At 72.9% G+C, this 24,762-nt stretch carries 25 protein-coding genes; 19 read left to right on the top strand and 6 right to left on the bottom strand.

Going from position 1 to position 24,762, the window contains the following annotated elements:
* Window positions 1–116: 116 nt before the first annotated feature.
* On the bottom strand, window positions 117–794 hold the full coding sequence (locus OG556_RS00690; RefSeq protein ID WP_371515308.1) for a TetR/AcrR family transcriptional regulator: 678 nt from the start codon (window positions 792–794) through the stop codon (window positions 117–119).
* Between the two features lie 78 nt (window positions 795–872).
* Here OG556_RS00690 and OG556_RS00685 point away from each other — a divergent pair, with 78 nt between their 5' ends.
* A complete protein-coding gene (locus tag OG556_RS00685; RefSeq protein ID WP_371515307.1) occupies window positions 873–2,435 on the top strand; it encodes an MBL fold metallo-hydrolase in 1,563 nt (520 codons plus the stop codon).
* An 87-nt stretch (window positions 2,436–2,522) separates the two neighbouring features.
* Here the strand turns inward: OG556_RS00685 and OG556_RS00680 are convergent, their stop codons facing one another.
* Together OG556_RS00680 and OG556_RS00675 are read right to left on the bottom strand one after the other, a co-directional pair.
* Entirely contained in the window at window positions 2,523–3,044 is a 522-nt protein-coding gene (locus OG556_RS00680; RefSeq protein ID WP_371515306.1) for a DUF6328 family protein, read from the bottom strand.
* Window positions 3,041–3,610 carry a MarR family winged helix-turn-helix transcriptional regulator gene (locus OG556_RS00675; RefSeq protein ID WP_371515305.1) on the bottom strand — a complete coding sequence of 190 codons (570 nt, stop codon included), beginning with the start codon at window positions 3,608–3,610 and terminating at the stop codon, window positions 3,041–3,043. The genes OG556_RS00680 and OG556_RS00675 overlap by 4 nt, the downstream gene beginning before the upstream one ends.
* 48 nt (window positions 3,611–3,658) lie before the next feature.
* Between OG556_RS00675 and OG556_RS00670 the strand changes: the two genes are divergently transcribed.
* From OG556_RS00670 to OG556_RS00655, 4 genes are all read left to right on the top strand, one after another.
* Entirely contained in the window at window positions 3,659–4,561 is a 903-nt protein-coding gene (locus tag OG556_RS00670) for an EamA family transporter (RefSeq protein ID WP_371515304.1), read from the top strand.
* Between the two features lie 248 nt (window positions 4,562–4,809).
* Window positions 4,810–5,706 (top strand): neutral zinc metallopeptidase, encoded by an 897-nt coding sequence (locus OG556_RS00665; protein ID WP_371515303.1) that lies wholly within the window; start codon window positions 4,810–4,812, stop codon window positions 5,704–5,706.
* Between the two features lie 138 nt (window positions 5,707–5,844).
* Entirely contained in the window at window positions 5,845–6,219 is a 375-nt protein-coding gene (locus OG556_RS00660; protein ID WP_371515302.1) for a hypothetical protein, read from the top strand.
* Between the two features lie 340 nt (window positions 6,220–6,559).
* Entirely contained in the window at window positions 6,560–7,654 is a 1,095-nt protein-coding gene (locus OG556_RS00655) for a sugar ABC transporter substrate-binding protein (protein ID WP_371515301.1), read from the top strand.
* A gap of 60 nt (window positions 7,655–7,714) precedes the next feature.
* Here the strand turns inward: OG556_RS00655 and OG556_RS00650 are convergent, their stop codons facing one another.
* Window positions 7,715–8,992 (bottom strand): RNA-guided endonuclease InsQ/TnpB family protein, encoded by a 1,278-nt coding sequence (locus OG556_RS00650; protein WP_371515300.1) that lies wholly within the window; start codon window positions 8,990–8,992, stop codon window positions 7,715–7,717.
* A 158-nt stretch (window positions 8,993–9,150) separates the two neighbouring features.
* Here OG556_RS00650 and OG556_RS00645 point away from each other — a divergent pair, with 158 nt between their 5' ends.
* The 5 genes from OG556_RS00645 (at window position 9,151) to OG556_RS00625 (ending at window position 12,380) form a co-directional block, all read left to right on the top strand.
* Entirely contained in the window at window positions 9,151–9,936 is a 786-nt protein-coding gene (locus OG556_RS00645) for an ATP-binding cassette domain-containing protein (RefSeq protein ID WP_371515299.1), read from the top strand.
* On the top strand, window positions 9,933–11,213 hold the full coding sequence (locus tag OG556_RS00640; protein ID WP_371515298.1) for a sugar ABC transporter permease: 1,281 nt from the start codon (window positions 9,933–9,935) through the stop codon (window positions 11,211–11,213). The genes OG556_RS00645 and OG556_RS00640 overlap by 4 nt, the downstream gene beginning before the upstream one ends.
* Window positions 11,214–11,238: 25 nt before the next feature.
* On the top strand, window positions 11,239–11,661 hold the full coding sequence (locus tag OG556_RS00635) for a Scr1 family TA system antitoxin-like transcriptional regulator (RefSeq protein ID WP_371515297.1): 423 nt from the start codon (window positions 11,239–11,241) through the stop codon (window positions 11,659–11,661).
* Complete coding sequence (locus OG556_RS00630; protein WP_371515296.1) at window positions 11,654–11,851, top strand: DUF397 domain-containing protein; 198 nt, start codon at window positions 11,654–11,656, stop codon at window positions 11,849–11,851. The genes OG556_RS00635 and OG556_RS00630 overlap by 8 nt, the downstream gene beginning before the upstream one ends.
* A gap of 187 nt (window positions 11,852–12,038) precedes the next feature.
* Window positions 12,039–12,380: an ASCH domain-containing protein gene (locus OG556_RS00625; protein WP_371515295.1), complete on the top strand. Its 342-nt coding sequence runs from the start codon at window positions 12,039–12,041 to the stop codon at window positions 12,378–12,380.
* 139 nt (window positions 12,381–12,519) lie between these two features.
* Here the strand turns inward: OG556_RS00625 and OG556_RS00620 are convergent, their stop codons facing one another.
* Window positions 12,520–14,157 carry an alkaline phosphatase gene (locus tag OG556_RS00620; protein WP_371515294.1) on the bottom strand — a complete coding sequence of 546 codons (1,638 nt, stop codon included), beginning with the start codon at window positions 14,155–14,157 and terminating at the stop codon, window positions 12,520–12,522.
* Between the two features lie 510 nt (window positions 14,158–14,667).
* Between OG556_RS00620 and OG556_RS00615 the strand changes: the two genes are divergently transcribed.
* Window positions 14,668–15,123, top strand: coding sequence for a hypothetical protein (locus tag OG556_RS00615; RefSeq protein ID WP_371515293.1), 456 nt, complete (start codon window positions 14,668–14,670; stop codon window positions 15,121–15,123).
* 100 nt (window positions 15,124–15,223) lie between these two features.
* On the opposite strand, the gene OG556_RS00610 is transcribed toward OG556_RS00615, so the two are convergent.
* Entirely contained in the window at window positions 15,224–16,219 is a 996-nt protein-coding gene (locus OG556_RS00610; RefSeq protein ID WP_371515292.1) for a LuxR C-terminal-related transcriptional regulator, read from the bottom strand.
* A gap of 174 nt (window positions 16,220–16,393) precedes the next feature.
* On the opposite strand from OG556_RS00610, the gene OG556_RS00605 reads away from it, so the two are divergent.
* The 8 genes from OG556_RS00605 to OG556_RS00570 all read left to right on the top strand — a co-directional run bounded on the left by OG556_RS00605 (window position 16,394) and on the right by OG556_RS00570 (window position 24,760).
* Window positions 16,394–16,708: a hypothetical protein gene (locus OG556_RS00605; protein WP_371515291.1), complete on the top strand. Its 315-nt coding sequence runs from the start codon at window positions 16,394–16,396 to the stop codon at window positions 16,706–16,708.
* 194 nt (window positions 16,709–16,902) lie between these two features.
* Window positions 16,903–17,205 carry a hypothetical protein gene (locus OG556_RS00600; RefSeq protein ID WP_371515290.1) on the top strand — a complete coding sequence of 101 codons (303 nt, stop codon included), beginning with the start codon at window positions 16,903–16,905 and terminating at the stop codon, window positions 17,203–17,205.
* Window positions 17,206–17,389: 184 nt separating this feature from the next.
* The gene (locus OG556_RS00595) at window positions 17,390–19,156 is read left to right on the top strand and encodes a hypothetical protein (RefSeq protein WP_371515289.1); all 1,767 of its coding nucleotides are present in this window, start codon (window positions 17,390–17,392) and stop codon (window positions 19,154–19,156) included.
* Between the two features lie 131 nt (window positions 19,157–19,287).
* Entirely contained in the window at window positions 19,288–20,718 is a 1,431-nt protein-coding gene (locus OG556_RS00590; RefSeq protein WP_371515288.1) for a transglycosylase family protein, read from the top strand.
* Between the two features lie 342 nt (window positions 20,719–21,060).
* Entirely contained in the window at window positions 21,061–21,930 is an 870-nt protein-coding gene (locus tag OG556_RS00585; RefSeq protein ID WP_371515287.1) for a sphingomyelin phosphodiesterase, read from the top strand.
* A gap of 68 nt (window positions 21,931–21,998) precedes the next feature.
* A complete protein-coding gene (locus OG556_RS00580; RefSeq protein ID WP_371515286.1) occupies window positions 21,999–23,162 on the top strand; it encodes a hypothetical protein in 1,164 nt (387 codons plus the stop codon).
* A 236-nt stretch (window positions 23,163–23,398) separates the two neighbouring features.
* Entirely contained in the window at window positions 23,399–23,938 is a 540-nt protein-coding gene (locus tag OG556_RS00575) for a hypothetical protein (RefSeq protein ID WP_371515285.1), read from the top strand.
* A gap of 81 nt (window positions 23,939–24,019) precedes the next feature.
* Window positions 24,020–24,760 carry a 2OG-Fe(II) oxygenase gene (locus OG556_RS00570; protein ID WP_371515284.1) on the top strand — a complete coding sequence of 247 codons (741 nt, stop codon included), beginning with the start codon at window positions 24,020–24,022 and terminating at the stop codon, window positions 24,758–24,760.
* Window positions 24,761–24,762 lie beyond the last annotated feature (2 nt).

Here is a 24,762-nt window from a genome sequence, read left to right as displayed (position 1 = left end):
CGGGAGGCGGCAGCGGGAGGCGGGCGTACGGGCGGTCCCGGCGGCGCCGGGCATCGGGCGTCAGGTGTCGGGCCTCAGATGTCGGTTGTCAGGCGCCGCGCGGGGCTGGTCGGTTGTCAGGCGTCGCGCGGCGGGCCGAAGCCGTCGGCGAGCACGGCGAGCCTGGCCAGCAGGGCGTCGGCGAGCGGGAAGGCGGCGTCGCTGGCCAGCCAGCGGCTCAGGGCGGTCACGTAGCAGTCGAAGACGAGGTCGGCGACGGCGGCCGGGTCGAGGTCGGGGCGGATCTCGCCGCGCTGCCGGCCGCGGGTGACGGTGGCGAGGATCGCGTGCGGGGTGGCGGCGCCCAGGCCGAAGGCGGCGTGCAGGACCCCGCTGTCGTGGAGTTCCTTGGCCAGCGCGTAGTCCTGCTCGTTGAACCGCGCGAGGGCGCGGAGCTCGTCCGCGAGCGCTTCGACGACCGGTCCGCCGTCGGCCGCGTCCGCCGCCTCCTGCCGGTCCAGCAGCTCGTGGCGCTGCCGGACCCAGGCGGTGACGAAGTCCTCCTTGCGGCGGAAGTGGTTGAAGGCCGTCTGGCGGCCGGTGTCGGCGCGTTCGGCGATGTGGTCGTAGGTGGTGGCCGCGTAGCCGTGGGCGGCGAACAGGTCGAGGGCGGCGGCCAGCAGCCGTTCGCGGGTGGCGCTGCGGCGCTGCCCGCGCCGGTCCTGGCCGGCGGGCCCGTCCGGCCGGCCCTGCCCGTCCCGGGGTCCGGCCGGTTCCTGCGGTGCCGCGGGTTCCTGAGGTGCTGTCGGTCTCACGCGACGAGTGTACTTGAATCCACTTTGGTACTGGAGTACACATTGGTACTCCGGTACACCTACTGAGGAGGTCAAGCGATGGCCGTCCCCTTCACCCTGGGCCTGCACGCGATCGCCGAGGACACCTACGCCTACCTGCAACCCAGCGGCACCTGGGGCTTCAGCAACGCCGGGCTGGTCGTCTCCGGCGGCGAAGGGCTGCTCGTCGACACCCTGTTCACCGTCCCGCGGACCCGCGCCATGCTGGAGACGATGACGCGGGCCCTGCCCCGGCTCGCCATCCGCACCCTGGTCAACAGCCACAGCGACGGCGACCACTGGTGGGGCAACCAGCTGCTCCCGGACGCCGAGATCCTCGCCTCCGAGGCCGCCGCGGCCCACATGCGCGGCGAGCGCCTGCACGAGCTGCTCGCCTCCCCGGGCGACATCCCGCTCCCGCGGGTCGTCGAACGGATGCGTGAGGCCTTCGACTTCACCGGCATCACCCCGACCCCGCCGACCCGCACCTTCAGCGGCGAACTGGAGGTCGCGGTGGGCGGGCGCAGCGTCCGGCTGATCGAGGTCGGCCCGGCCCACACCGCCGGTGACGTGCTGGTCCACGTCCCGGACGCGGGCGTGCTGTTCACCGGGGACATCCTGTTCGTCGGCGGCCACCCGGTGGTCCACAGCGGTCCGGTGTCGGGCTGGATCGCCGCCTGCGACCTGATCCTCGGCCTGGACGCGGAGACGATCGTGCCCGGGCACGGGCCGGTCGTCGGCACAGCGGAGGTCCGTGCCCTCCGCGACTACCTGGAACGGCTCCACGGCCACGCCGTGCGCGCGCACCGGGCCGGCCTGCCCGTCCTCCAGGCGGCCCGGGAGATGGACCTGGACGGCTTCGCCCACTGGGCCGACCCCGAGCGGCTGGTGCTCAACGTCGGCGCCGTCTACCGCGAGCTCAACGGCGACGGCACCCCCGACGAGCTGGAGCTGATGGGCCGTCTCGACCACTACGCGGCGCCGCACGCAGAGCCGCACGCCGAGTCGCACGCCGCCCCGCGCGCTACCCCGCGCCCCGCCGACGCGGCCCCGAGGCTCGCGCCGCGGCCCGCCGCCGAGGTCGCCGCCCTGGCCGGACGCCTGGAGGGCCCCGCGGCGCAGGTCCTCGCCGGCGGCGCCGGGCCGCTGGCGGGCCGTCCGGTGCTCAACGTCCTGGCGACCGTCGGCCACCACCCCGACCTGCTGGTCGCCCTGGTGCCCCTGCTCACCCGGCTCGCCCAGGGCCTGCTCCCGCCCCGCGAACGGGAACTGGCGATCCTGCGCACCGCCCACCGCACCGGCTGCGCCTACGAGTGGCACCACCACGCCCGCCTCGGCGCCGCCGCCGGCCTGACCGGGCCCGAGATCGCCCGCGTCCTCGGCGGACCGGACGCCCCCGGCTGGAACGAGGGCGACCGGGCGCTGCTGCGGGCCGTGGACGAGCTGTGCGGGGACCACGCGCTCTCCCCGGCCACCTGGCGTGAGCTGACGGACCGCCACTCCACCCCGCAGCTGCTGGAACTGCTCGCCCTCGTCGGCGCCTACGCGCTGGTCGCGGGCATCGTCAACAGCTGCGGCGTCCCCCTCGACGACTGGCTCGCCCCGCCCGTGGCGGCGGGCTGACCGTCGCCGACCGCCTTGTGGGGGACCGGAGTTCACCACACGGCGCGCCCGCGCGCCGCCGTCCGGGACCGGCCCGCCGCGCCCGGTTCAGTCGTCGTGCAGCGGGCGGCGCACCACCCAGGGCAGGACGAACCACAGCCCGGCGAAGATCAGCGCGACGACGGAGGTGATGGCCAGGGCCGTGGCGGTCCCGAGCACGACGTCCAGGACGAGCAGCACGGCGCCGGTGAGCGCGCAGGCGAGCAGCATCAGGCCCAACTGGGCGATGTGGACGGAGACCTTGACGATCCGCGCCTTGCCGGGGTGGCGGAACAGCCCGCGGTGCAGCGCCACCGGGGTGGCGAACACGGCCGAGGAGATGACGGCCAGCAGCAGGGTGGTGACGTAGACGTCCTGCTGGCCGTCGGTGAGGGTGGCGAAGCGCGGGGTGAAGGCGACCCCGAGCAGGAACGCGAACACGATCTGCACGCCGGTCTGCAGCACCCGCAGCTCCTGCAGCAGTTCCACCAGCCGCCGGTCGGCCCGGGCCTCCGGGCTCTCCACGCCGGACGGGGACGGGGCGACGGGCGGCCCGGGTTCGGGCTGGGACGGTGGAGGGGTGCTGGTCATGCGTCATATTCTGCTGGTCCGCCGCCCGCTGCGGTGCCGTCCAGGCGGTGCTGCCAGGCGGTGAGGAGGGTCTGCAGGGCGGCGGCCTCCTCGGGGGACAGCAGGGCGAGCAGTCGGTGCTCGTTGCGGATGTGGGTGGTGAACGCCTCGTCGATCAGCCGCAGGCCGGCGTCGGTGAGGGCGACGACGCGCCCGCGCCGGTCGCCCTCGGCGAGGCGGCGGGTGACCAGCCCGGCGCGTTCGAGGCGGTCGATCCGCTTGGTCATCGCGCCGGTGGTGACCATGGTGTGGGCGGCGAGCTCCCCGGGGGCCCGCTCGTAGGGGGCGCCGGCCCGGCGCAGCGCGGCCATGACGTCGAACTCGCCCTCGCCGAGGCCGTAGCGGGAGTAGACCAGGGCGAGTTCGCCGGTCAGCCGGGCGGCGAGGCGGTGCAGGCGGCCGATGACGGCCAGCGGGGAGACGTCGAGGTCGGGGCGTTCGCGCCGCCACTGGGCCTGGATCAGCGCCACGTGGTCGGTGTCCGCGCCCGGCGGGGAGGGCGTCCGGGGGTGCTGCTGGTGCTCCATGGGCCCACCCTACCGCCAGTACCTTCCCAGGAAGGTATATTGCCTTCCATGGAAGCCAATCTGCGGTGGGTCCTGCTGACCGCGGTCGCGCCGCTCGCCTGGGGCGCCAACTACTACGTCACCCACGCCTACCTGCCCGCCGACCGGCCCCTGTGGGGCGCGGCCCTGCGCGCCCTGCCCGCCGGACTGGTCCTGCTCACCCTCTCCCGCCGCCGCCCGCACGGGCCCTGGTGGTGGCGCAGCGCCCTGCTCGGACTGCTCAACACCGCGGTGTTCTTCGTCCTGCTCTACCTCGCCTCCCAACTGCTGCCCACCAGCACCGCCGCCACCGTCATGGCCGCCTCCCCGCTGGCGATGCTGCTCACCGCCTGGGCGCTGGCCGGGCAGCGCCCGCACCGCGCCCACCTGGTCGGCGCGGTGGTGGGCCTGGGCGGGGTGGCGCTGACGCTGCTCGGCGCGGGCGGAGCGGTCAGCGGGGCGGGGCTGGCGGCGTCGGTGGCGGCGATGCTGGTCTCCTGCGTCGGCTACGTGCTGGCCGCCCGCTGGCGCGAGGGCGCGGACCCGCTGGCCGCCACCTCCTGGCAGCTGACCGCCGGCGGCCTGATGCTGCTGCCCCTGGCCGCCGCCGCGGAGGGCGCGCCCCCGGCGATGGACGCCCGCACGCTCCCGGCCTTCGGCTACGTCGCCCTGGTGGCCACCGCCCTCGCCTTCGCCCTCTGGTTCGCGGGCCTGCGCCACCTGCCGGCCGGCACGGTCGGCCTGCTCGGCCTGCTCAACCCGCTCGCGGGCGTCCTGCTGGGCGCCGGCCTCGCGGGGGAGGGGCTCGGCGCGCGCCAGGTGTGCGGGCTGGCGCTGGTCCTGGCCGGCGTCCTGCTCGGCCGCCCCCGCGGGCCCGCTCGCCCTGCCGAGGCCTCCGTCGCGCCCGAGTCCGGTATCCGCGTCGGGAATTGACGGACCGTCAGTTCAGCAGTCGGGCCAGGTGGTGGTCCAGGACGGCGCGCGCGGCCTCGGGGGAGCGGTGCCCGATCGCCACGTCCACGTCCACGGCCGCAGTCGCCGCCCGGCCCCACCCCCGTCCGGACCCCGCCGCCCGCGCCCCCGCTGCGCCGTGCCGGCGCCCGCTGCCCGTAGGCTGGGCGGGCCGTCACCGGCACAGACCGTCACCAGTACTGACAAACACGACAGAAGCGGGCAGGGGCATGCAGTTCGACGACCAGGGCGACCTCGACACCTCACAGGTGGACGACCGGCGCGGGATCCCGGGCGGGAAGGTCGCCATCGGCGGCGGGGCGGTGGGCCTGATCGTCGTGCTGTTCGCCGTCGTCCTGGGCGTGGACCCCCAACTGCTGGGCCTGTCCTCCGGCGGCGGCTCCACCACCTCCAACGGCGCGCACACCGCCGGCGAGGTGCAGCAGGCCTGCAAGACCGGCGCGGACGCCAACCGGCGCCAGGACTGCCGGATCGTGGCGGTCACCAACAGCGTGCAGGAGTTCTGGCGCACCGAACTGCCCAAGCGCACGGGCACCGCGTACCGCAACGCCGAGACGGTGCTGTTCACCGGTCAGGTCTCCACCGCCTGCGGCCCGGCGACCTCCGCCGTCGGCCCGTTCTACTGCCCCGGCGACCGGAAGGCCTACTTCGACCTCGGCTTCTTCAACGAGCTCTCGGCCCGCTTCGGCGCCAAGGGCGGGCCCTTCGCCGAGTCCTACGTCGTCGCCCACGAGTACGGCCACCACATCCAGAACCTCCTCGGCACCATGCAGAAGGTGGGCAACGACCGCCAGGGCGCCAACAGCGCCTCCGTGAAGCTGGAACTCCAGGCCGACTGCTACGCCGGGGTGTGGGCGCACCACGCCACCACCACCCCGCAGCCCTCCACCGGGCGGCCGCTGATCGCCTCCCTCACCGACCAGGACATCGCCCAGGGCCTGGACGCGGCCGCGGCCGTCGGCGACGACCGGATCCAGCAGCAGGCCACCGGCCGGGTCAACCCGGAGAGCTGGACCCACGGCTCCTCCGACCAGCGCAAGACCTGGTTCACCACCGGCTACCGCACCGGCGACCTCGCCCAGTGCGACACCTTCGGCAAGTCCTAGCCGCGCACGTCGGCTCCCGGAGTGCGGCGGCGCGCCCCTGTCAGATGTCAGGGACCGCCGCCGCGCCCGCGTTCCTAGGCTGCTGAGCACCGGCCGGACCCCACGTCAGGCCGCGCACCAGCCAAGGGAGAACCATCCATGCGCAGGATCACCCACGCCGTCGCCGCCCTCGCCCTCGCGACCGCGGCCCTGACCAGCCTGACCGCCCTGGGCACCGGCAGCGCCGGCGCCGCCGACGGCTCCTGGGCGGGCTGTCCGTACGGGGCGGTCTGCGTCTACCCGCAGAACCAGGACCCGGCCTCGGCCCCGAGTGACGTGTACTGGAGCTACGGCGCGCACAACCTGAGCAACCAGTACGGCAACCACTGGGTCCTCAACAACCAGTCCGGCGGCGCCCACGCCCACCTGTGCAAGAGCTCGGGCGGCGGCAACTGCGTCTACGACATCCCGGCGCAGAAGGGCGTCTGGTACGACCTGGGCCCGATCAACTCGATCACCCTCGACCGCCCCTGACGCGCCGCCGCTGACGCGCCGTCCCTGACACACCGTCCCTGACACACCGGAACCACCTCCGAACGGGGGCGCCCGCCGCACGGGGGACGGCGGGCGCCCCACCTTCCTGACGCTCCGACAGGTTGATCGACTCTTGAACGGCGGGCCCCACAACGGGCGCCGCCGTTCCGTCATTTGGAGCTTCCTCCAGGTTTCAACTCCCCGTCAGTGTTCATGAAGATAACGAGTAGAGGCGCATCGCCCGCAGTCTGAATTTACTTATTGACGTCATGTACGCGTTCAGGTTTAACTCCCCCCACCCCGCCGCAGAGCCGCGGCGACGTCAGGGAGAGGCACCCCCATGAACGCAGCACTGCGTCGCGTCCTCATCGCCACCACCGGCATCTCACTGGCCCTGTCCATGGCCGCCTGCGGCAAGGCGGGCGGCGACAAGAAGGACGCGGCCGCCTCCGGAGACGGCAAGTCCATCGGGCTGCTCCTACCCGAGAACGCCTCCTCCACCCGCTACGAATCCTTCGACCGCCCCTTCGTCGAGGCCAAGGTCGCCGCCCTGTGCGCGGACTGCAAGGTCCTGTACAACAACGCCGAGGGCAGCGCCGCCAAGCAGAAGCAGCAGTTCGACACCCTCCTCGCCCAGGGCGTGAAGGTGATCATCCTGGACCCCTATAACGCCAAGTCGACCCAGGGCTGGGTCCAGGAGGCCGCCGCCAAGGGCGTCAAGGTCGTCGCCTACGACCGCCTGGCCACCGGACCGGTCGCCGCCTACGCCTCCTTCGACAACGAGAAGGTCGGCGAACTCCAGGGCCAGGCCCTGGTCGACGCCCTCGGCGCGCAGGCCGTCGACGCCAACGTCGCCATGATCAACGGCGACGAGGCCGACCCCAACGCCGCCGACTTCAAGACCGGCGCCCACAAGATCCTCGACGCCAAGGTCAAGAAGATCGTCTACGAGCAGTCCGGCCAGTGGGACCCCACCGTCGCCGGCCAGAAGATCGGCGCCGCCGTCACCCAGCTCGGCAAGAACGGCTTCCAGGCCGTCTACTCCGCCAACGACGGCATGGCCGGCGCCATCATCACCCAGCTCCAGGGCGCCGGGATCAAGGTCCCCGTCGGCGGCCAGGACGCCGGCCTCGACGCGATCCAGCGCATCGTCAACGGCGACCAGGCCTTCACCATCTACAAGGCCTACCGCCCGCTCGCCGACTCCGCCGCCGAACTGGCCGTCGCCCTCCTCAAGGGCAAGGACGTCAAGGCCGTCGCCACCGCCACCATCGACAGCGCCACCGACAAGGCCATCCCCGCCAAGTTCCTGGACGCCAAGGTCGTCACCAAGGCCAACATCGCCACCACCGTCGTCGCCGACGGCCTCTACAAGGTCTCCGACATCTGCACCGCCGACTACGCCGCCGCCTGCGCCGCCGCCGGCCTCAAGTAGCCCGGCCCGCCCAGCCGCCCGGCTCGAACCGGGTCCAAGTCCACCACCGCAGAAGAAGGTTCATTTGACATCCTCCTCGTGTCGAACCACGGGGATTCCGGTCCTGCCTACGGTACGGGGCTTCGCCCTCGTACGGCCGGCGTTCCGGTGGGTTCCCCGTTCAACGGGCCGTGCCTGGCGTGGGATTGCCACGCCAGGGCTGACCGGCCCTCCGGGGGCGTTTAGCCTGTCCGCCTGCCCGGCGGCCAGGATGTTGCGAGCAGCATTGAGGTCACGGTCATGCAGGACACCGCACACACCACAGGCCCATTCGCGTACCGCGAGGGGTTTAGGTCCGTCGCGGTGCCCGCACTTCGAGCAGAGCTGGGAGGACGGGAACGCGCGGCGCACGATGCCGATGTGCCGACCGTACCGAATGGCTTTCTCTTCGAGGAGTCGCCGGAAGGTGGCCCATCCGGCGTCGTGGACGGACTTGGCCAGACGGCCACGGCCCAGGCCGCGCACGTTCAGATCCTCCAGGTAGACGGCTTGGTTCTCGCCGATCAGTCTGGTGGTCTGCTTGTGCAGCCAGTCCCTGCGGGTGTCGGCCACCTTGGCGTGAGCCTTGGCGACCTTGGCTCGGGCCTTGGCCCGGTTCTTCGACCTCTCGGCCTTGCGGGACAGCTCCCGCTGCGCGGCCTTGAGCTTCTTCTCCGCCTTGCGCAGGAAGCGCGGGTTGTCGATCACGTCCCCGTTGGACAGGACGGCATACCTGGTCAAGCCGAGGTCGATCCCCACCTCTGCCGCGAGTTCCGGCAGGTGAGTGGGTCCGACGTCCACCACGAAGGAGGCGTGATAACGCCCGGACGGGTCCAGCAGAACCGTCACGGACGACGGGTTGGCCGGGAGCGCCCTGGACCACTTCACCCGCACGTCGCCGATCTTCGCCAGGTTCAGCTTCCCGTTGCCCCGGATGCGGAAACCGTTGCGGGTGAACCGCAAGCTCTGCCGGGGATCGCGCTTCGACTTGAAACATGGCAGTCCGGCCGGACGCCCGGCGCGCTTGCCGGACACCGAGTCGAAGAAGTTCCGGTACGCGGTGTCCAGGTCCCGAAGGGACTGGATCAGCGGATCGACGCCCACCGACGCCAGCCATGCGCGCTCAGCGGTCTTCTTCGCCGCCGTGATGACCAGCTTCTGGAGATCGGTGCTCCCGGGGTACGGCTGTCCGCTTTTCCGGGCTTCCTTCCGCGCCGTAAGGGCATCGTTGTACACCACCCGCGCACACCCGAAAGTCCGGGCCAGCGCAGAGCGCTGACCTGCCGTTGGATAGAGGCGATAGGAGTACCGGAGATGCACAAAATCAACCTACCGAAGGCCACTGACAACGGTTCTCGTCAGTACACCCGGAGACCGTTTCGCCGCTTCGCGGTTCAGAGTCAAGGCCCCGCAGCCCTCCAAGCGGCAGGACCCTCATCTTCCCCGGTCGAAGCCGGGTACATCCTAGGAGAAATCCGGTGACAGGCGCACCCGTCCTCCAGCTGCGCTCGGTCTCCAAGCGCTTCGGTGCCGTCCAGGCCCTCACCGATGTCGGCCTCGACGTGCACACCGGCGAAGTCCTCGCCCTCGTCGGAGACAACGGCGCCGGCAAGTCCACCCTCGTCAAGACCATCGCCGGCGTCCACCCCGTCGACGAGGGCACCATCACCTGGCACGGCGAGCCCGTGCGCCTGACCCGCCCCCAGGACGCCCAGGCCCTCGGCATCGCCACCGTCTACCAGGACCTCGCCCTGTGCGACAACCTCGACGTCATCGCGAACCTGTTCCTCGGCCGTGAGAAACGCCGCCGGGGGCTCCTGGACGAGGTCGCCATGGAGCAGCACGCCCGCGAACTCCTCGACACCCTCGCCATCCGCATCCCCGACGTGCGCACCCCCGTCGCCGCGCTCTCCGGCGGCCAGCGCCAGGTCGTCGCCATCGCCCGCGCCCTGGTCGGCGAGCCCGCCCTCGTCATCCTGGACGAGCCCACCGCCGCCCTCGGCGTCGAACAGACCGCCCAGGTCCTCGACCTCGTCGAGCGGCTGCGCGAACGCGGCCTGGCCGTCGTCCTCGTCAGCCACAACATGGCCGACGTGCGGGCCGTCGCCGACACCGTCGCCGTCCTGCGGCTGGGCCGCAACAACGGCGTCTTCCCCGTCGCCGGCACCACCCAGGAGCAGATCGTCTCCGCCATCACCGGAGCCACCGACAACGCCCACGCCCGGCGCCAGGCCCGCCACGCCGGGGAGGAGGACGCCGCATGACCACGCCCAGCACCCCCGCCGACACCCCCGCGGCCCCCGGCGCCGACCCCGTGGCCCCCGGTGCCGACCCCCGCCTGCACACCCGGGCCGCCGGCCCCGCCGGCTACCTGAACGCCGCCCGCCGGCGCCTGGCCGCCGGCGAACTCGGCTCCCTGCCCGTCGTCGTCGGCCTCATCCTGATCGCCGTCATCTTCCAGTCCGTCACCGGCCACTTCCTCCAGGCCGACAACCTCACCAACATCACCCGCTTCATCGCCGGCCCCGGCCTCATCGCCGTCGGCGTCGTCTTCGTCCTCCTCCTCGGCGAGATCGACCTCTCCCTGGGCTCCGTCGCCGGCGCCAGCGCCGCCGTCGCCGCCGTCCTCGCCGTGCGCCAGGGCGTCGCCGAATGGCTCGCCGTGCTCGCCGCCCTCGCCGCGGCCACCGTCATGGGCCTGCTGCACGGCCTCTTCTTCGCCCGCGTCGGCGTCCCCGCCTTCGTCGTCACCCTCGCCGGCATGCTCACCTGGAGCGGCCTGCAGGAGTACGTCCTGGGCGACCTCGGCACCGTCAACAACCGCCACGGCGGCCTCATCGCCACCCTCGACACCACCTTCCTCGGCGACGGCGACATCGCCTACGCCTGGGCCCTGGCGGTCCTCGCCCCCGCCCTCTACCTGCTCGCCCACCTGCGCACCGCCCGTCGGCGCACCGCCGCCGGCCTCACCGCCCGCCCCACCGCCGACACCGCCATCCGCACCGGCGCCCTGGCCGTGCTCACCCTCGCCACCGCCTACGCCCTCAACCAGGACCGCGGCCTGCCGCTGCCCCTGGTCGTGCTGGTGGGCGTCGTCGTCCTCACCGACTTCGTCCTGCGCCGCACCTCCTACGGGCGCCGGATCTTCGCGGTCGGCGGCGGCGTGGAGGCCGCCCGGCGCGCCGGCGTCAACGTGGCCCGGGTGCGGATCTCCGTCTTCATGCTCTCCGCGTTCCTGGCCGGCCTGGGCGGGCTGTTCTACGCCTCACAGCAGGGCGCCGCCGACAAGCAACTGGGCGGCGGCAACGTCCTGATGAGCGCGATCGCCGCCGCCGTCATCGGCGGCACCAGCCTCTTCGGCGGCCGCGGCAAGACCTGGTCCGCGCTGCTGGGCATCCTGGTGATCCAGTCCATCACCACCGGCCTGGACATGGTCCACGCCGCCCAGGCCATCCAGTACATGATCACCGGCGCCGTCCTGCTCGCCGCCGTCGTCCTGGACTCCCTCTCCCGCCGCACCCGCACCGCCGCCCGCACCTAGCCAACCCCGAACGCCCCGGGGCCCTGTGGAAGGTCCCAGACCTCCACAGCACGCCCGAGCCCGTTCCTTTGCCGACAAGCGGCAAAGGATCGGGCTCGGGCGTATTTCCTGCGGGCGGCGGTCGGTCAACCTTTGGGCAATCGCGGGGAGTCGACGCATCGACCCGCAGGTGGCGGGGTCACCGGCCAGTCACCCCACCCGAGCCGACCGCGCTCGCTGCGCAGGAAGTCGGCGGGCCCGACTTCCTGCCGCTGTCCCATCCTTGACCTTCCCCAATCGTGCTTTGGTCGGGTACACGGAGACGCTTCAACGGGGATACCTGGAACAAGATGCCGAGACGGCGGCCCGATGGGTCGATAGACATGATCGACTCCAGGTCAACGCGCTCAGCCGGCCGGACAGTTCGGCCGTGATCCGGGAGACAGGGAAGGAACTGGACCATGCATGACCCAACGGGCGCCAAGTGGCGCAAGAGCACCTACAGCAACGGCGGGGGCGGCTGCATAGAGGTGGACGATGCGCACCCGGGCAGGGTCCGAGACTCCAAGGACCCCCAGGGTCCAACGCTGGCCTTCTCGGCCGAGGGCTGGGACTCGTTCGTTGCCACTGTCCGAAGCGGCGAGTTCGGCGAAGTCTGAATCGAAGCCGGATGTGAGGCCTCCGGCTGGGGTTGCTTCCAAGGAGTGCATCGCCGATAGGCGGGCAGCCGGGGGCACGGCGCTTCTCCTGCGGGCAAGGGGTGACGGAGGTTCCACCGGCGCCAGGCCGTGCGGGCCGCGGTCTGGCGCCGGGTACACGCTCCCCATAGAAGTGGAACACCACCCTATGCCAGACCAGGAACGCGTCATCCGGATCCGCCGCCCCTATCTCGACCTGATCGCCGCCGGCACCAAGACCATCGAGGTGCGCGTCGGCTACCCCGGCATGCGAAAGATCCATCCGGGGCAGCTGCTCGTCTTCGAATCCGGGGATGCCCGCTACCGCACCCGGGTCACCGAGGTGGTGGAGTACCCGAGCTTCGATGAGATGCTCGACGCCGAGGACCTGGAGGCGATCGGATCCGAGGGGATGAGCCGGGCCGAACTCCTCGCCGCCTGCCGCGAGATCTACCCGCTGGAGAAGGAACGGCTCGGCGTCCTCGCGATCCACCTGCGGCTCGCCCCGTAGCCGGGGACGACCGCGCTGCGCAGGAAGTCGGCGGGGCCGACTTCCTGCGCAGCGGCGGGGATGAGGTTGCCGATGGCGAACCAGCGGGGCCCCGGGGCCCCGCCGCCCCCGTGAGCGGCGGGACCTGGGGGGTGGCGGGTCAGGCGGGGCGGATGCCCGGGTTGCCGGCCTCGGTGACGAAGGAGGCGGCGGTGGTGACGGTGCCGCCGGGGCGGGTGATGTGGGAGACGGCCCGGTAGTCGGCGCGGACCTGGTGGCGGTCCAGGGTGAGCGTGGTGTAGCCGCGCCGCCCGTCGTAGAACTTCATGTGCGGGTTGGCCGACATCAGGTTCTGCCAGTTGGACGGCTTCTCCTCGCCGTCGCCGTCGCTGCTGATCGAGGTGCCGACGAACTCCACGCCCACGGTGCGCGAGTCCGGCTTGTCGAAGTCGCGCTTGACGTCCAGGGCGTAGGCGACGTGGACGTCACCGGTCAGCAGCACCAGGTTCTCCACCCCGGCCCGGTCGACGGCGGAAAGGAAGCGCTCGCGGGCGGCCGGGTAGCCGTCCCAGGCGTCCATGGAGAGCTTGGAGCGCTCGGCGGTGGTGTTCTTGCGGCGGGAGAAGACGACCTGCTGCGGCACGACGTTCCAGGTCGCCCGGGAGCGGCGCAGGCCCTCGGCGAACCAGCGCTCCTGGGCGGCGCCCATCAGGGTGCGCCGCGGGTCCTCGGACTCCGGGGTGGGGTACTGCCAGCCGTCGCCGTTGGCCTGGTCGTCGCGGTACTGGCGGGTGTCGAGGATGTCGAACTGCGCGAGCTGCCCGAAGTGGACGCGCCGGTAGAGGGTGAGCTCGGTGCCGCGCGGCTGCGGCATCCGCAGCGGCATGTTCTCCCAGTACGCGCGGTAGGCGGCGGCGCGGCGGGCGATGAACGGCGCCGGGTCCTGGCCCTTCTCGGGGATGCCGGCCGCGTAGTTGTTCTCCACCTCGTGGTCGTCCCAGGTGACGTACCAGGGGTGGGCGGCGTGCGCGGCCTGGAGGTCGGGGTCGTTCTTGTAGAGGGAGTAGCGCAGCCGGTAGTCCTCCAGCGTGGCCGTCTCGTGGTCGAACAGCGCCGGCAGGGTGCGGTCGGTGTACTTGCGGTCGCCGCCCGCCGCGTCGATGCCGTACTCGTAGATGTAGTCGCCGACGTGGAACACCGCCGCCAGGTCCTCGTCGGCCAGGTGGCGGTAGGCGGTGAAGTAGCCGTCCTCGTAGGCCTGGCAGGACACCAGCCCGAAGCGCACGGCGTCCAGCCTGCGCCCGCGCTCCGGCGCGGTGCGGGTGCGCCCCACGGGGCTGCTCCAGGCGCCGACGGTGAAGCGGTACCAGTACACCCGGTCCGCGTCGAGGCCGTCGACGTCCACGTGCACCGCGTAGTTGAACTCGGCGTGCGCGCGGGCGCTGCCGCGCCGCACCACCTTGCGGAACCGCTCGTCGCGGGCCAGCTCCCAGCCCACCCGCACCGAACCGGCGGGCGGCAGCCCGGCGCCGGGCTCCAGCGGGCGCGGCGCCAGGCGGGTCCACAGCACGACGGCCCCGGGCAGCGGGTCGCCGGAGGCCACGCCGAGGGTGAACGGGTCGCCGGTGATGGCGCGCGGGCCGAACTCGGCGTCCTCGGCGTGCGCGGACGGCAGGTTGACGGTGAACGCCAGCGCGGCGGCGGCCGAGGTGACGGTGAGGAAGCGGCGCCGGTCCAGCCGCGCGGCGGCCTCGCGCAGCTGCTGGTCGGGGGAGGGGCGGTCGGCAGGGCGGGTCATGGGGTGAAGGCCTTTCGCTGCTCGGCGGTGTGCGAAGGAATTCGAGTGGACCGCGCCGTACGCCAGGGGTCGGAATTCCGGCAGCCGAGTGATCATCTGATGGGGGACCCGTGAAGGTCCGACAAATCCCCCCGGGTGGACGGAAACGGACGCGCGTAGCGTCACCCGCGCGACCGGTCCACTTGGCCGGCGGCCGCAGGCCGTCGCGCCCCCTCCCGGGCCCGCCACCGGCTCCGGCCCGCCCGCGGGCCCCGGACGGCGGCCGCCCGGCAAAGCCCCGAACCCGCACGAGGGGACGGCTGCTCCGTACCCGGAACGGGCCGCGCGACGAGAGCCGCCCCCACTGCACAGAGGTGCTGGCAAAGTCAAGAAAAACCACCCGAACGGGGGGGTCCACTTTTACGCCGGAGGGCGCTCGTGATGTACAACACGCTGGCACCCCAAGCGAGTTGACTGATAGGAATCACCCCGGGGGACCCGACCATCAGCTCACACCTCTGGGAGGGAACCATGAAGAACCGCTTTGTACGTCGTGCGGGTGTTGTGGTGGCCGGCCTCGCCGTCCTGACAGTCGGCTTCGGCAGCACGGCGGCCATGGCGGCCGCCCCGGCCCCTGCCCTGGCCCCGGTCGCAGTGGTCCAGAACGTCACGCCCGCCATCACGGACGTGCAGTCCTGGACCTACGTCACCGGCCCGCTGGAGACCACGCTCACCCTCGACACGACCGCCCGCTCCGCGTCCATCGTGGTGTACGCGAACGTGCCGTTCCTCGGCAAGGTCAAGGTCGGCAGCGCCTCCGGCAGCCTGACCGAGGGCATCACCTTCCACCTGGGCCTGTCGCCGTTCGTCAACGGCACGCAGAGGTTCTACCTGGTCGGCGACGACGTGCACCTGTACTACGACTTCGACGCGCTCGGCAAGCACTACACGGGCGACGTCAAGCTCGGCACGCTCCCGCCGTTCTAGCAGCCCCGCTCCAACACCTCCGGCGCCGCCCGCCGCCCCCGCGACCCGGGGGCGGCGGGCGGACCCACACCCGCACCAGCCGCCCGCGCGAACGCCGGCCCTACAACTGCTGCGGCAGCCAGCCGTTCTGCACCGCCCGCATCCCGAACTCGAAACGACTGCGCGCACCCAGCCGCTCCATCAGATCCGTCGCCACCCGCTGCGCCGTCCGCGACGACACCCCCAGCCGCTTGGCGATCGCCTCGTCCGTCAGCCCCTGCGCCAGCAGCCGCACCACCGTCGCCTCCTGCGCACTGAGCCCGCCCTCGTCCCGCACCACCGACGGCCCGAGCTCCCGCGCCTGACCCCACACGTGCTCGAACAGCGCGCACAGCGCCACCAGCGTCCCGTGACCGGTCAGCACGACCGCCCCCGCACGGGTGTCGTCCCCGCTGACCGGGATCAGCGCCGTCGCCCGATCGAAGATGATCATCCGGGTCGGCAGCTCCGGCACCGTCCGCACCTCCCCGCCCAGCTCCGCCAGCCAGCCCACGTACGCCACCGTCGGCTGGCTGTTGCGCACACTGTCCAGGTACACCGTCCGCATCCGCACCCCCCGGTCCAGCAGATCCCGGTCATGCGGACGGGACGCCTCGATGCTCTCCGGAGAATGCCCGCCACCCGGCGCGAAGGTCATGATCTCCGTCGCCAGGCCACGGGCCAGCGACGCGATCCGGTCCCGGATCTGGTCCAGGCCCACCAACTGCTCCACCCCGGCGTGCGAGGCGGCCGGCCGCAGATCCGCGTACTCCGCGATCAACTGCGCAGCCGCCGCCCGGGACGCCTCGATCCGCAGCTGCTGCGCCGCCAGATCGGCCTGCTGGCGCGCCATCAGCAACTCCATGCCGACCTGCGGCGACACCGCCCGCAGCTCGCCCTCCCGCTCGTAGGAGGGCCGGATCAGCGCCAGCTCGCTCAGCAGGTCCAGACAGCGCCGGACCTCCTCCTCGCTGCGCCCGAGCCGCTCCGCCAGCGCCCGCACCCCGTCGCCGGGATGCGCGAGCATGCTGCGGTAGACGCTCTCCGACACGGCATCCAGCCCGAGTGCGGTCAGCATGCCTCGTTACCCCCCGGTGTGTAAGGCCTGAATCGCCAATCGCTGCGTACGCGATCATCGCACGCGAGTGCGAGAGGGGGCCAGCAAGGGCCCGTGGACGGTTCCGGCCACCGCCGGAACCGTCCAGGTTGATCCTCTATGCCGGGATGTCGACGGTTCGGCAGAGTCCGTTCCATGTACCTGATTCACGCCGAGATCCAGGCCCCGGTCCCGGCCCCGGCAGCAGCGCTCGGGCCCGACACCGCCGGGGTGCTGCTGGCGAGCGCGCGGCCCCAGGAGCGGATCGAACACGTCGCCGTGCACGAGGGGGCCGGCCCCGGCGCCGTCCTCGGCGTCTACCTGGTCGCCGGCCGGCTGAGCGCCGCCGAGACCGTCGTCGACGCGTTCTGCCGGCGCGCGGTCGAGACCGTCCCCGCGCTGCGCGGCTGGACGCTCACCCGCGTCGGCGCCCCACTCGTCACGCCGTTCTACGAGCGCCTGCTGGACTGATCCGGCCCGGCTGGACGGATCCGGACGCTGCCGTTTCCGTCCACCGGAGAGCCCTTCCACCCGCTCTGAACTGCGACGAAGCTAGTACTCGCCAGCAGGGCCCACCGCCCGGAGGCAAACCGGCCGAGCGTCAACCGCGGGACGCGACACCGGACTCACCGCCACCCGTCCAGTTCTCGAAAGAGGTCCACTCCATGCTTCGCACCCCGCTCGCCAAGGCCGCCGCGGTCGCCGCCCTAGCCCTCGCCGCCGCCCTGCCGATCGCCGGCCAGGCCTCGGCCAACACCATCTGGGACAGCCCCACTCCCGCCCCGGCCGCCACGACGGCCAACACCATCTGGGACAGCCCCGCCCCCGCCCCGGCCCCGGCCGCCACGACGGCCAACACCATCTGGGACGCCCCGGCCCCCGCGCCGGTCACCGTGACCCCGGCCAACACCATCTGGGACGGCCCCGCGCCGGTCACCGTGACCCCCGCCAACACCATCTGGGACTGACCAGTCCAGCGCCGGCCACCGCCGTGAACACCATCTGGGACTGACCCGCCCCGCCGTCGCCCGAGGCCACCCGACCGCTGCTCCTGCAGGGCAGCTGTCCGCCTCCCTCCGGGCCACGCCCCCCGACTTCCCGCGCCCGCGCCGGGCGCCCACCGCCGCTCTCACACCGTCAGGACGTTCCGTCATGCCCTCCGCGCTCTCCAAGCTCGCCCGCATCACCCTCGCCGCCTCCATCGCGGCCTCCGGGGCGATAGCCGCCACGGCCTTCACCACCACCGCGGCCCACGCCGCCGCCTCGTCCACCGTCGGCGGCCAGATCACCCGGTCGGAGATCCTCTCCCGCGCCCAGTACTGGTTCAACCAGAACCCGGGCCTCACCTACAACCAGGGCGCGACCTTCCCGGACTCCAGCGGCCGCTACTACCGCAAGGACTGCTCCGGCTACGTCTCCATGGCCTGGCACCTGGGCTACAGCGCCACCACCCAGTCCATCGCCACCGACGAGAGCTACGAGATCCCGCGCAGCGACCTGCGCCCCGGGGACGTCCTCAACAGCTTCTACGACCACGTCCTGCTCTTCGAGAAGTGGGACGACGCCAACCACACGACCTTCTCCTACTACTCCTTCGGCTCCACCCCGGTGAAGCACATCGCCGGCGCCTCCATCAACGCCGCGAAGTTCGACAGCCATCCCAACGGCGACTACAAGGCGCGGCGCTACAAGAACGTCGTCGAGGACGTCAACACCTCCCCGTCCTCGCTGCCCTCCGGCACGCTGGTCAAGTCCCCGAACGGCGCCTCGGTCAAGGTCATCATCAACGGCGCGGGCCTGCCGGTCGCCGGCTCCGACGTCGCCGCCGACGGCTACGACCTGAGCAAGATCGTCCAGGTCGACGACGGCGCCTTCAACGCCCTGCCCACCGCGCTGCCGCCCGGCACCGTGGTCCACGACCAGGGCGGCGGCTCCTCCCGCTACGTCGTGGTCGGCGGCGCGGCACTGTTCATCTCCGGCTCGGACTGGACCGCCGACGGCTACAACACCCGCCCCGACATGGGCGTCCCGTCCAGCTGGCTGAAGGGCGCGATCAACACCGGCCCGGCCACCGGCCTCGTCGTGATGGACCAGTCCGGCACCGACGCCGGCCGCTACGTCGTCGTCAACGGCACCGCCATGCACATCTCCGCCTCCGAGTGGACCGCCGACGGCTACAACACCCAGTCCCTGATGGGCGTGCCCACCGACTGGCTGAAGGCCGCCATCGCCAAGCCCATGCCCAACGGCACCGTCCTGATGGACCAGTCCGGCACCGACCCCAGCCGCTACGTCGTCGTCAACGGCGCCGCCGTGCACATCTCCGCCTCCGAGTGGACCGCCGACGGCTACAACCTCCAGTCCCTGATGGGCGTGCCCGGCGAGTGGCTCAACGCCACGGCCAAGAAGACCGTCCCGGACGGCACCCTGATCAAGGGCCAGGCCGGCAACGACCCGTCGATCTACGTGATGGCCAACAACTCCGCACTGCCGATGACCAGCGCCGAGTTCAGCACCGTCTACGCCAACCAGCCGGTCCTGGGCGTCCCGGAGGAGTGGGAGGCCGCCGAGGTCGCCCGTCCGCTCGCCAACGGCACCCTGATCACCAACGCCGCCGGCACCGACTCCACCGTCTACGTGATGGCCGGCGGCCTGGCCGTCCCGCTCACCTACGCCGACTTCACCGGCTTCGGCTACGACAAGCTGCCGCTGCGCGGCGTCCCCGGCAGCTGGGAGCAGTCGGCCGCCGCCAAGAGCGCCCCCGCCGACGGCACCCTGCTCCAGTCCTCCGACGGCCCCACCGTCTGGCAGGTCGTCAACGGCGGCAGCAAGAAGGCGGCCGCGCCCGGCTCCTACAACGCCGCCGACGTGGTGAAGGTCCCGACCGCGCTGACCGCCAAGCTCCCCACCGTCGCCTGACGCACCCACCCCGCCAGGGCGGCCCGGCCACCACCGGCCGGGCCGCCCCGCGCCCGCACGCCCCGCACCGCACCTGCACGCACCCGCTCGTCCGACCCGCCAACCCGTACCTGCCCAGGGGGACTTCCGTCATGACCGCCGCCGCCCGCAAGACACCGGCCCTCGTCGCCGCCACCGCCCTGCTCGCCCTCGCCGCCCCGCTCGCCCTCGGCGGCCAGGCCTCCGCGGCCTCGGTGTCCACCTGGGACAAGGTCGCCCAGTGCGAGAGCGGCGGCAACTGGAGCATCAACACCAACAACGGCTACTACGGCGGCCTCCAGTTCTCCCAGAGCACCTGGCTCGCCTACGGCGGCAGCCAGTACGCCCCCTACGCCAACCGGGCGACCAAGCAGCAGCAGATCCTGATCGCCGAGAAGGTCCTCGCCAAGCAGGGCCAGGGCGCCTGGCCGATCTGCGGCCCGGGGGCCAACCTGGGCGCCGACCACGCCAACCCCTACCCGGCCGGCACCTCCTACCCCGACCCGGCGTCGCTGCCCACCGGCACGCTCGTCAAGTCGCCCAACGGCGCCTCGGTCAAGGTCCTGATCAGCGGCGCGGGCCTGCCCGTCACCGGCTCCGACGTCGCCCCCGACGGCTACGACCTGAGCAAGATCGTCCTGGTGGACGACGCCCGCTTCAACGCCCTGCCCACCACCCCGCCCGAGGGCACCGTCGTCCACGACCAGGCCGGCGGCAACGCCCGCTACGTCGTCGTCGCCGGCGCGGCGCTGACCATCTCCGGCGCGGACTGGACGGCGGCCGGCTACAACACCCGCCCCGACATGGGCGTCCCCACCGCCTGGCTGCAGAACGCGCTCACCAACACCCTCCCGACCGGCCTCGTCGTCCACGACCAGGCCGGCGGCAACGCCCGCTACGTCGTCGTCGCCGGCGCCGCCCTGCCCATCTCCGGCGCCGAATGGACCGCCGACGGCTACAACACCCGCGCCGACATGGGCGTCCCCGGCGCCTGGCTCGCCTCCGCCACCCAGGCCACCGTCCCGAACGGCACCGTCGTCAACGGCCAGGCCGGCACCGACCCGTCGATGTACGTCATGGTCAACGGCAGCGCCCTGCACATCTCCGGCAGCGAGTGGACCGCCGACGGCTACAACACCAGGACCCTGATGGGCGTGCCCGAGGCCTGGCTGCAGGGCGCCGTCGCCAAGCCCCTGAAGAACGGCACGGTCCTCACCGACGCCGCCGGCACCGACTCCACCGTCTACGTGATGGCCGGCGGCCTGGCGGTCTCCCTGACCTACGCCGACTTCACCGCCATGGGCTACGACAAGCAGCCGCTCATCGGCGTCCCCGGCACCTGGCTGGGCGCAGCCGCCGCCAAGAGCGCCCCCGCCGACGGCACCCTGCTGCTCTCGCCCGACAGCCCCACCGTCTGGCTGGTCGCGGGCGGCGGCAAGAAGGCCCTCACCGCGGCCGACTTCGGCCCCGGCAAGTACAGCCTCGCCGACGTGGTCAGCGTCCCGACCGCGCTGACCGCCAAGCTCCCGACCGCCACCGCGTAACCCCGGCCCCGACCACCCCGAGCCGCCCGGCCGCACCCGCCGGGCGGCTCGGACGCGTGCCGCCGTCCTGCCGCGCGCCGTGCCGTGCCGTGCCGCGCCGCGCCGTGCTCGCCCCCCTGCGGCCGGATGGGCGGCTGCGCACCGGCGCGGAATCGTCCGTGCACGCCCCGACCGGCTCTGCCGCGAGCCCGCAGTGCCTCCCGCGCCCCGTGGCGTCCGCGAGGGCACCGGCGCGTCGACGCCGACGGGCGCGGGCCGACCCCCTTCACTTGGGGGGCGGGGCGCCCCGGACCGGTTCCGCCGTGTGTGCGCCCCGCGCCCGCCGGTTCGGAGAGGACGGCCTTGAAGGTTCTGACGCACAACGTGATGTTCCTGTCCTGGCTGACGCAGAAGAGCGAGGGCGACTGGAACAACGCGGCGCGCTCGCGGCTGATCGCCGAGTCCGCGTACGTCGCGGACCACGACGTGCTGGTCTTCCAGGAACTCTTCGACCCCGGCCCCTCCGAGGAGCTGATGCAGGGCCTGGAGGGCCGGGGGTACCGCCACCGCACGCCGGTGGTCGGGGTGGACGAGTCGGGCTGGGCCGCCACGCACGGCCGCCAGATCTCCCCGCTGCACGCCCGCGGCGGGGTCGCGATCCTCAGCAGGTGGCCCATCCTGCGGATGGAGCAGTACGTCTACGACGTGGCCTGCGGCTGGGACGCCGAGGCCGCCAAGGGCTTCGCCTACGCCGTGCTGGAGGTCGACGGCCGGCGCGTGCACGTGGTGGGCACCCACCTGCAGTCCGACGACGGCGCGTGCCTGACCGGCCAGGCGAGGATCATGCGCCGCTCCCAGCTGCGCGACATCGACGTCTTCCTGACGGACCGCCGCATCCCCGCGCACGAGCCGGTGATCGTCGCCGGGGACTTCAACACCGACCGCCACTCACCCGACTTCCAGGACGTCCTGGGCTTCGGGAACCTCCAGGAGGCGGGCCCCCGGACCGGCTGGAAGTACTCCTTCGACACCATCGCCAACGACGCCGCCCTGCACCGCCACCCGGCCGACCCCGCCGAGGACACGGACCACGTCCTGCTCCGCAAGGGCCACGCCCCGCCGTGCGACGCCTGGACGAGCGAGGTCCTGAAGACCTCCTCGCCGAGCTGGGAGGCGGGCGGCCGGGTCTTCACCGACTACAGCGACCACTACCCGGTGACCGCGGGCCGCTGAGCCCGGGCCGGCCGCGGACCGGCACGTCCGTTCCGGCAGTCGCGAGCCGTCCGACAGGAGGAGCGGATATGAGCTACTCGGCACCACAGCAGTTCGGCGAACTCACCTTCGTCTTCAGCACCGGCGAGACCAGACCGCCCGAGGGCTACCACGCCCTGTGCAGCGTCATCCCCGACAACGCCCCGATGACCTGGGTGCGGGGCAGCACCGCCGGCTCGGCCGCGCTGGCCGAACCCAGGCAGTGGCGCAAGGTCACCGACTCCGACGGGGTGCTGCGCGGCCTGGTGCCGGTGGCCCCTCCCGGGTACCGGGCGCTGAGCGCGCTGTGGTCCTCGGACACCGTCCACGGTCCCCGCGACGTCCTGCGCGACCTCGGCGGCGCGGCCTTCGTCGCCCAGGGCGACCTGCGCTGCGTGAAGGAGGAGATCGGCGGACGCCCCTACGTGGCCCTCGGCGCCTGGCGCGGGCGCGGCGGACTGGAGATCCCCGAGACCGTGCGCCCCGAGACGATCCCCGGCGGCACGGGCTGCCTGCTGACCCCCGGCATCGCGACCTGGATCTCCTACTTCGACGGCGACTACGAGGGGGAGGACCCCGGCGACGTCCACGTGCTGGACGTGCCGCTGCGGCAGGTCCGCCGGGGGACGGCGAAGGGCCCGGCCGTCACGGACGCAGGCGACGCGCCCGAGCGGACCGAGCCGGTCGTCGACCGGGAGGTGGTCCTCCCGTGCACCGCCGTCCTCGACCGGGGCGCGTCCACGGAGTGGATCCTGCGCAACTCGCCGACGTACACGGTGCGGCGCCAGCGGTTCCACACCCGGGTCGCGGTCACCGACCTGCGCCAGGACCCGGGCCCGGGCGCGGTTCGCGCCACCGTCCCGTGGGGGGTGGACGAGGCGCAGTCGCAGGCCTGCCGCGAAGCCGTCGGCCTGTCCGCGGGGTTCGAGTCGGGCGTCGAGATCGAGGGCCTCGGCGCCAGGGCGGCCGCCTCCCTCAGCCGCGAACTCGGCTACGACAGCACGCGTTTCGTCACCGCCATGACCCGGGAACGGCAGGAGGTCCGCGCCCCCGCGCCGGGCCTGCACCTCACCGCGCTGTACGTCGAGAGCCACCGCATCGAGGTCGTCCGCAACGACCCGGACCACACGCCCCCCTCGGACCGGGCGGGCCTGACGTTCAACGCCCACGCCTCCTGGACGGCGCCCGCCCACCCGCCGCGACCGGCCCGCTGAGGGGCCTGCACCGAACGACCGCCGCGCTCCGGTTGCCTTTGTCACCACGGTGTTGACTGTTCATCAGATCTTGCGAACTCGTGGTCGTCGGCTGGTCGGGCCGGACGGGCGGTGGCTACGCTCGGCCGTGTCGTCCGACGGGGGGCGGCACCCGTCGCGTGCCGCACGCGCCCGGCCCTCGCGGCCCTCGGGCGTCGCAGCGGAGCACGCGCGGGCGGTTCCCACGGGAGTGGATCATGAGCTCTGTTGGTCGCAAGACCGTCGCGGTGATGGCCGCGGCGTTGGCCTCGCTGGGTGCGGGGAGCGCGGTCACCGCGTCCGCGGCCGCCTCGACGGCCCCGTCGTGCAGCGGGGCGGAGTGCCCCAGCCTCAAGCCGACCAGGCTCACGACCAGCCAGGCGAGCCTGAACGTCACCCAGATGCAGCTGGAGAACATCCACGCGATGGCCTCCGACGCGGTGACGGGGGAGCCCATCCGCGGCGCCCGGATCGTGTTCGCCACCGTGGGCGGCCGGACGCTGGGCGCGGCCTACACCGACTACGACGGCATCGCCGCGATCACCGCCCCCGAGAACCTGGGCCCCGGCACCCTGCAGGAACTGCTGGGCGGCTACGAGGCCGCGATGGTCGGCGACGGCGTCCACGCCCCGGCCGGCGCCCACGGGGCCATCACCATCGGTACCGACCAGGGCCCCGGCGTCCCGGGCAGCCCGTGTGCCGTGTGCAGCGACCGCGGGCTCAAGCAGGACGTGGTCCCGGTGGACTGGAGCCGGTAGGGGCGCGGGTGCGGCGCCGGGCGATGCGGCCCCGGGCGTGAGCGCGTTCGAGGCCGCGTGACGACGAGAGGGCGGGACACCATGGCAGGGCCGGACACCGTGACGGAGCCGGGCATCGCGACGGAGCCGGGCACCGCGACGGAGCAGCCGTCGCCGGTGAGCACGGACGCGATCTGGCGGCTCCCGGTGACGGTCTGCCGCATCACCGGGCTCCTGGGCGAGCGGACGGCCGGCGCCCTGCTGGAACGCGCCGCCGCCGTCGCCTCCGCCGGCGAGGCGTTGCAGCCCTCCCTGATCGGGGACCGGGAACTGGCCCCCGACTTCCGCCGCTCCCGCTCGTGCCGGGAGTTCGCCGCGCCCGAACTGCTGGCGGCCGTCGACGAGGTGCTGGAGGCGGTCGAGCACACCCTGGGCGTCTCCTGCCGCAACACCGAGCCCGACTACACCCTCAACGTGCACAACGACGGCGACTTCTACCGGCCGCACCAGGACACCAGCGCCGAGTTCTCCCCCCGGCGCCTGCTCACCTTCGTCTACTACCTGCACGGCACGCCCCGGCCGTTCGGCGGCGGCGCACTGCGCGTGTTCGACGCCGCGCTGCCGCTGTACGGCGGGACGACGGGGGAGTGGGAGAAGCGCACCTGGCGGGACTGGGAGCCCGAGCACGACAGCATCGTGTTCTTCCGCCCCACCGCCTGGCACGAGGTGCGCCCGGTGAGCTGCCCCAGCCGGCGGCCCGAGGACAGCCGCTTCGCCGTCAACGGCTGGCTGTGCAGCCCCGATCCGGCAACCGGGGCGAGTGGGGCGAGCGGGGCGCGCTGACG

The sequence above is a fragment of the Kitasatospora sp. NBC_01300 genome, from assembly GCF_041435235.1.
GTDB lineage: Bacteria > Actinomycetota > Actinomycetes > Streptomycetales > Streptomycetaceae > Kitasatospora.
Note: the sequence above shows the minus strand (reverse complement) of the source record. Positions and strands in the feature narration are given on the sequence as shown.

What these genes read in the sequence shown, in the direction of transcription:
- OG556_RS00685 (WP_371515307.1), top strand. Translation starts at nt 873, where the DNA reads ATGGCCGTCCCCTTCACCCTGGGCCTGCACGCGATCGCCGAGGACACC.
- OG556_RS00680 (WP_371515306.1), bottom strand. Translation starts at nt 3,044, where the DNA reads ATGACCAGCACCCCTCCACCGTCCCAGCCCGAACCCGGGCCGCCCGTC.
- OG556_RS00675 (WP_371515305.1), bottom strand. Translation starts at nt 3,610, where the DNA reads ATGGAGCACCAGCAGCACCCCCGGACGCCCTCCCCGCCGGGCGCGGAC.
- OG556_RS00670 (WP_371515304.1), top strand. Translation starts at nt 3,659, where the DNA reads ATGGAAGCCAATCTGCGGTGGGTCCTGCTGACCGCGGTCGCGCCGCTC.
- OG556_RS00665 (WP_371515303.1), top strand. Translation starts at nt 4,810, where the DNA reads ATGCAGTTCGACGACCAGGGCGACCTCGACACCTCACAGGTGGACGAC.
- OG556_RS00660 (WP_371515302.1), top strand. Translation starts at nt 5,845, where the DNA reads ATGCGCAGGATCACCCACGCCGTCGCCGCCCTCGCCCTCGCGACCGCG.
- OG556_RS00655 (WP_371515301.1), top strand. Translation starts at nt 6,560, where the DNA reads ATGAACGCAGCACTGCGTCGCGTCCTCATCGCCACCACCGGCATCTCA.
- OG556_RS00640 (WP_371515298.1), top strand. Translation starts at nt 9,933, where the DNA reads ATGACCACGCCCAGCACCCCCGCCGACACCCCCGCGGCCCCCGGCGCC.
- OG556_RS00630 (WP_371515296.1), top strand. Translation starts at nt 11,654, where the DNA reads ATGCATGACCCAACGGGCGCCAAGTGGCGCAAGAGCACCTACAGCAAC.
- OG556_RS00625 (WP_371515295.1), top strand. Translation starts at nt 12,039, where the DNA reads ATGCCAGACCAGGAACGCGTCATCCGGATCCGCCGCCCCTATCTCGAC.
- OG556_RS00620 (WP_371515294.1), bottom strand. Translation starts at nt 14,157, where the DNA reads ATGACCCGCCCTGCCGACCGCCCCTCCCCCGACCAGCAGCTGCGCGAG.
- OG556_RS00615 (WP_371515293.1), top strand. Translation starts at nt 14,668, where the DNA reads ATGAAGAACCGCTTTGTACGTCGTGCGGGTGTTGTGGTGGCCGGCCTC.
- OG556_RS00610 (WP_371515292.1), bottom strand. Translation starts at nt 16,219, where the DNA reads ATGCTGACCGCACTCGGGCTGGATGCCGTGTCGGAGAGCGTCTACCGC.
- OG556_RS00605 (WP_371515291.1), top strand. Translation starts at nt 16,394, where the DNA reads ATGTACCTGATTCACGCCGAGATCCAGGCCCCGGTCCCGGCCCCGGCA.
- OG556_RS00600 (WP_371515290.1), top strand. Translation starts at nt 16,903, where the DNA reads ATGCTTCGCACCCCGCTCGCCAAGGCCGCCGCGGTCGCCGCCCTAGCC.
- OG556_RS00595 (WP_371515289.1), top strand. Translation starts at nt 17,390, where the DNA reads ATGCCCTCCGCGCTCTCCAAGCTCGCCCGCATCACCCTCGCCGCCTCC.
- OG556_RS00590 (WP_371515288.1), top strand. Translation starts at nt 19,288, where the DNA reads ATGACCGCCGCCGCCCGCAAGACACCGGCCCTCGTCGCCGCCACCGCC.
- OG556_RS00580 (WP_371515286.1), top strand. Translation starts at nt 21,999, where the DNA reads ATGAGCTACTCGGCACCACAGCAGTTCGGCGAACTCACCTTCGTCTTC.
- OG556_RS00575 (WP_371515285.1), top strand. Translation starts at nt 23,399, where the DNA reads ATGAGCTCTGTTGGTCGCAAGACCGTCGCGGTGATGGCCGCGGCGTTG.
- OG556_RS00570 (WP_371515284.1), top strand. Translation starts at nt 24,020, where the DNA reads ATGGCAGGGCCGGACACCGTGACGGAGCCGGGCATCGCGACGGAGCCG.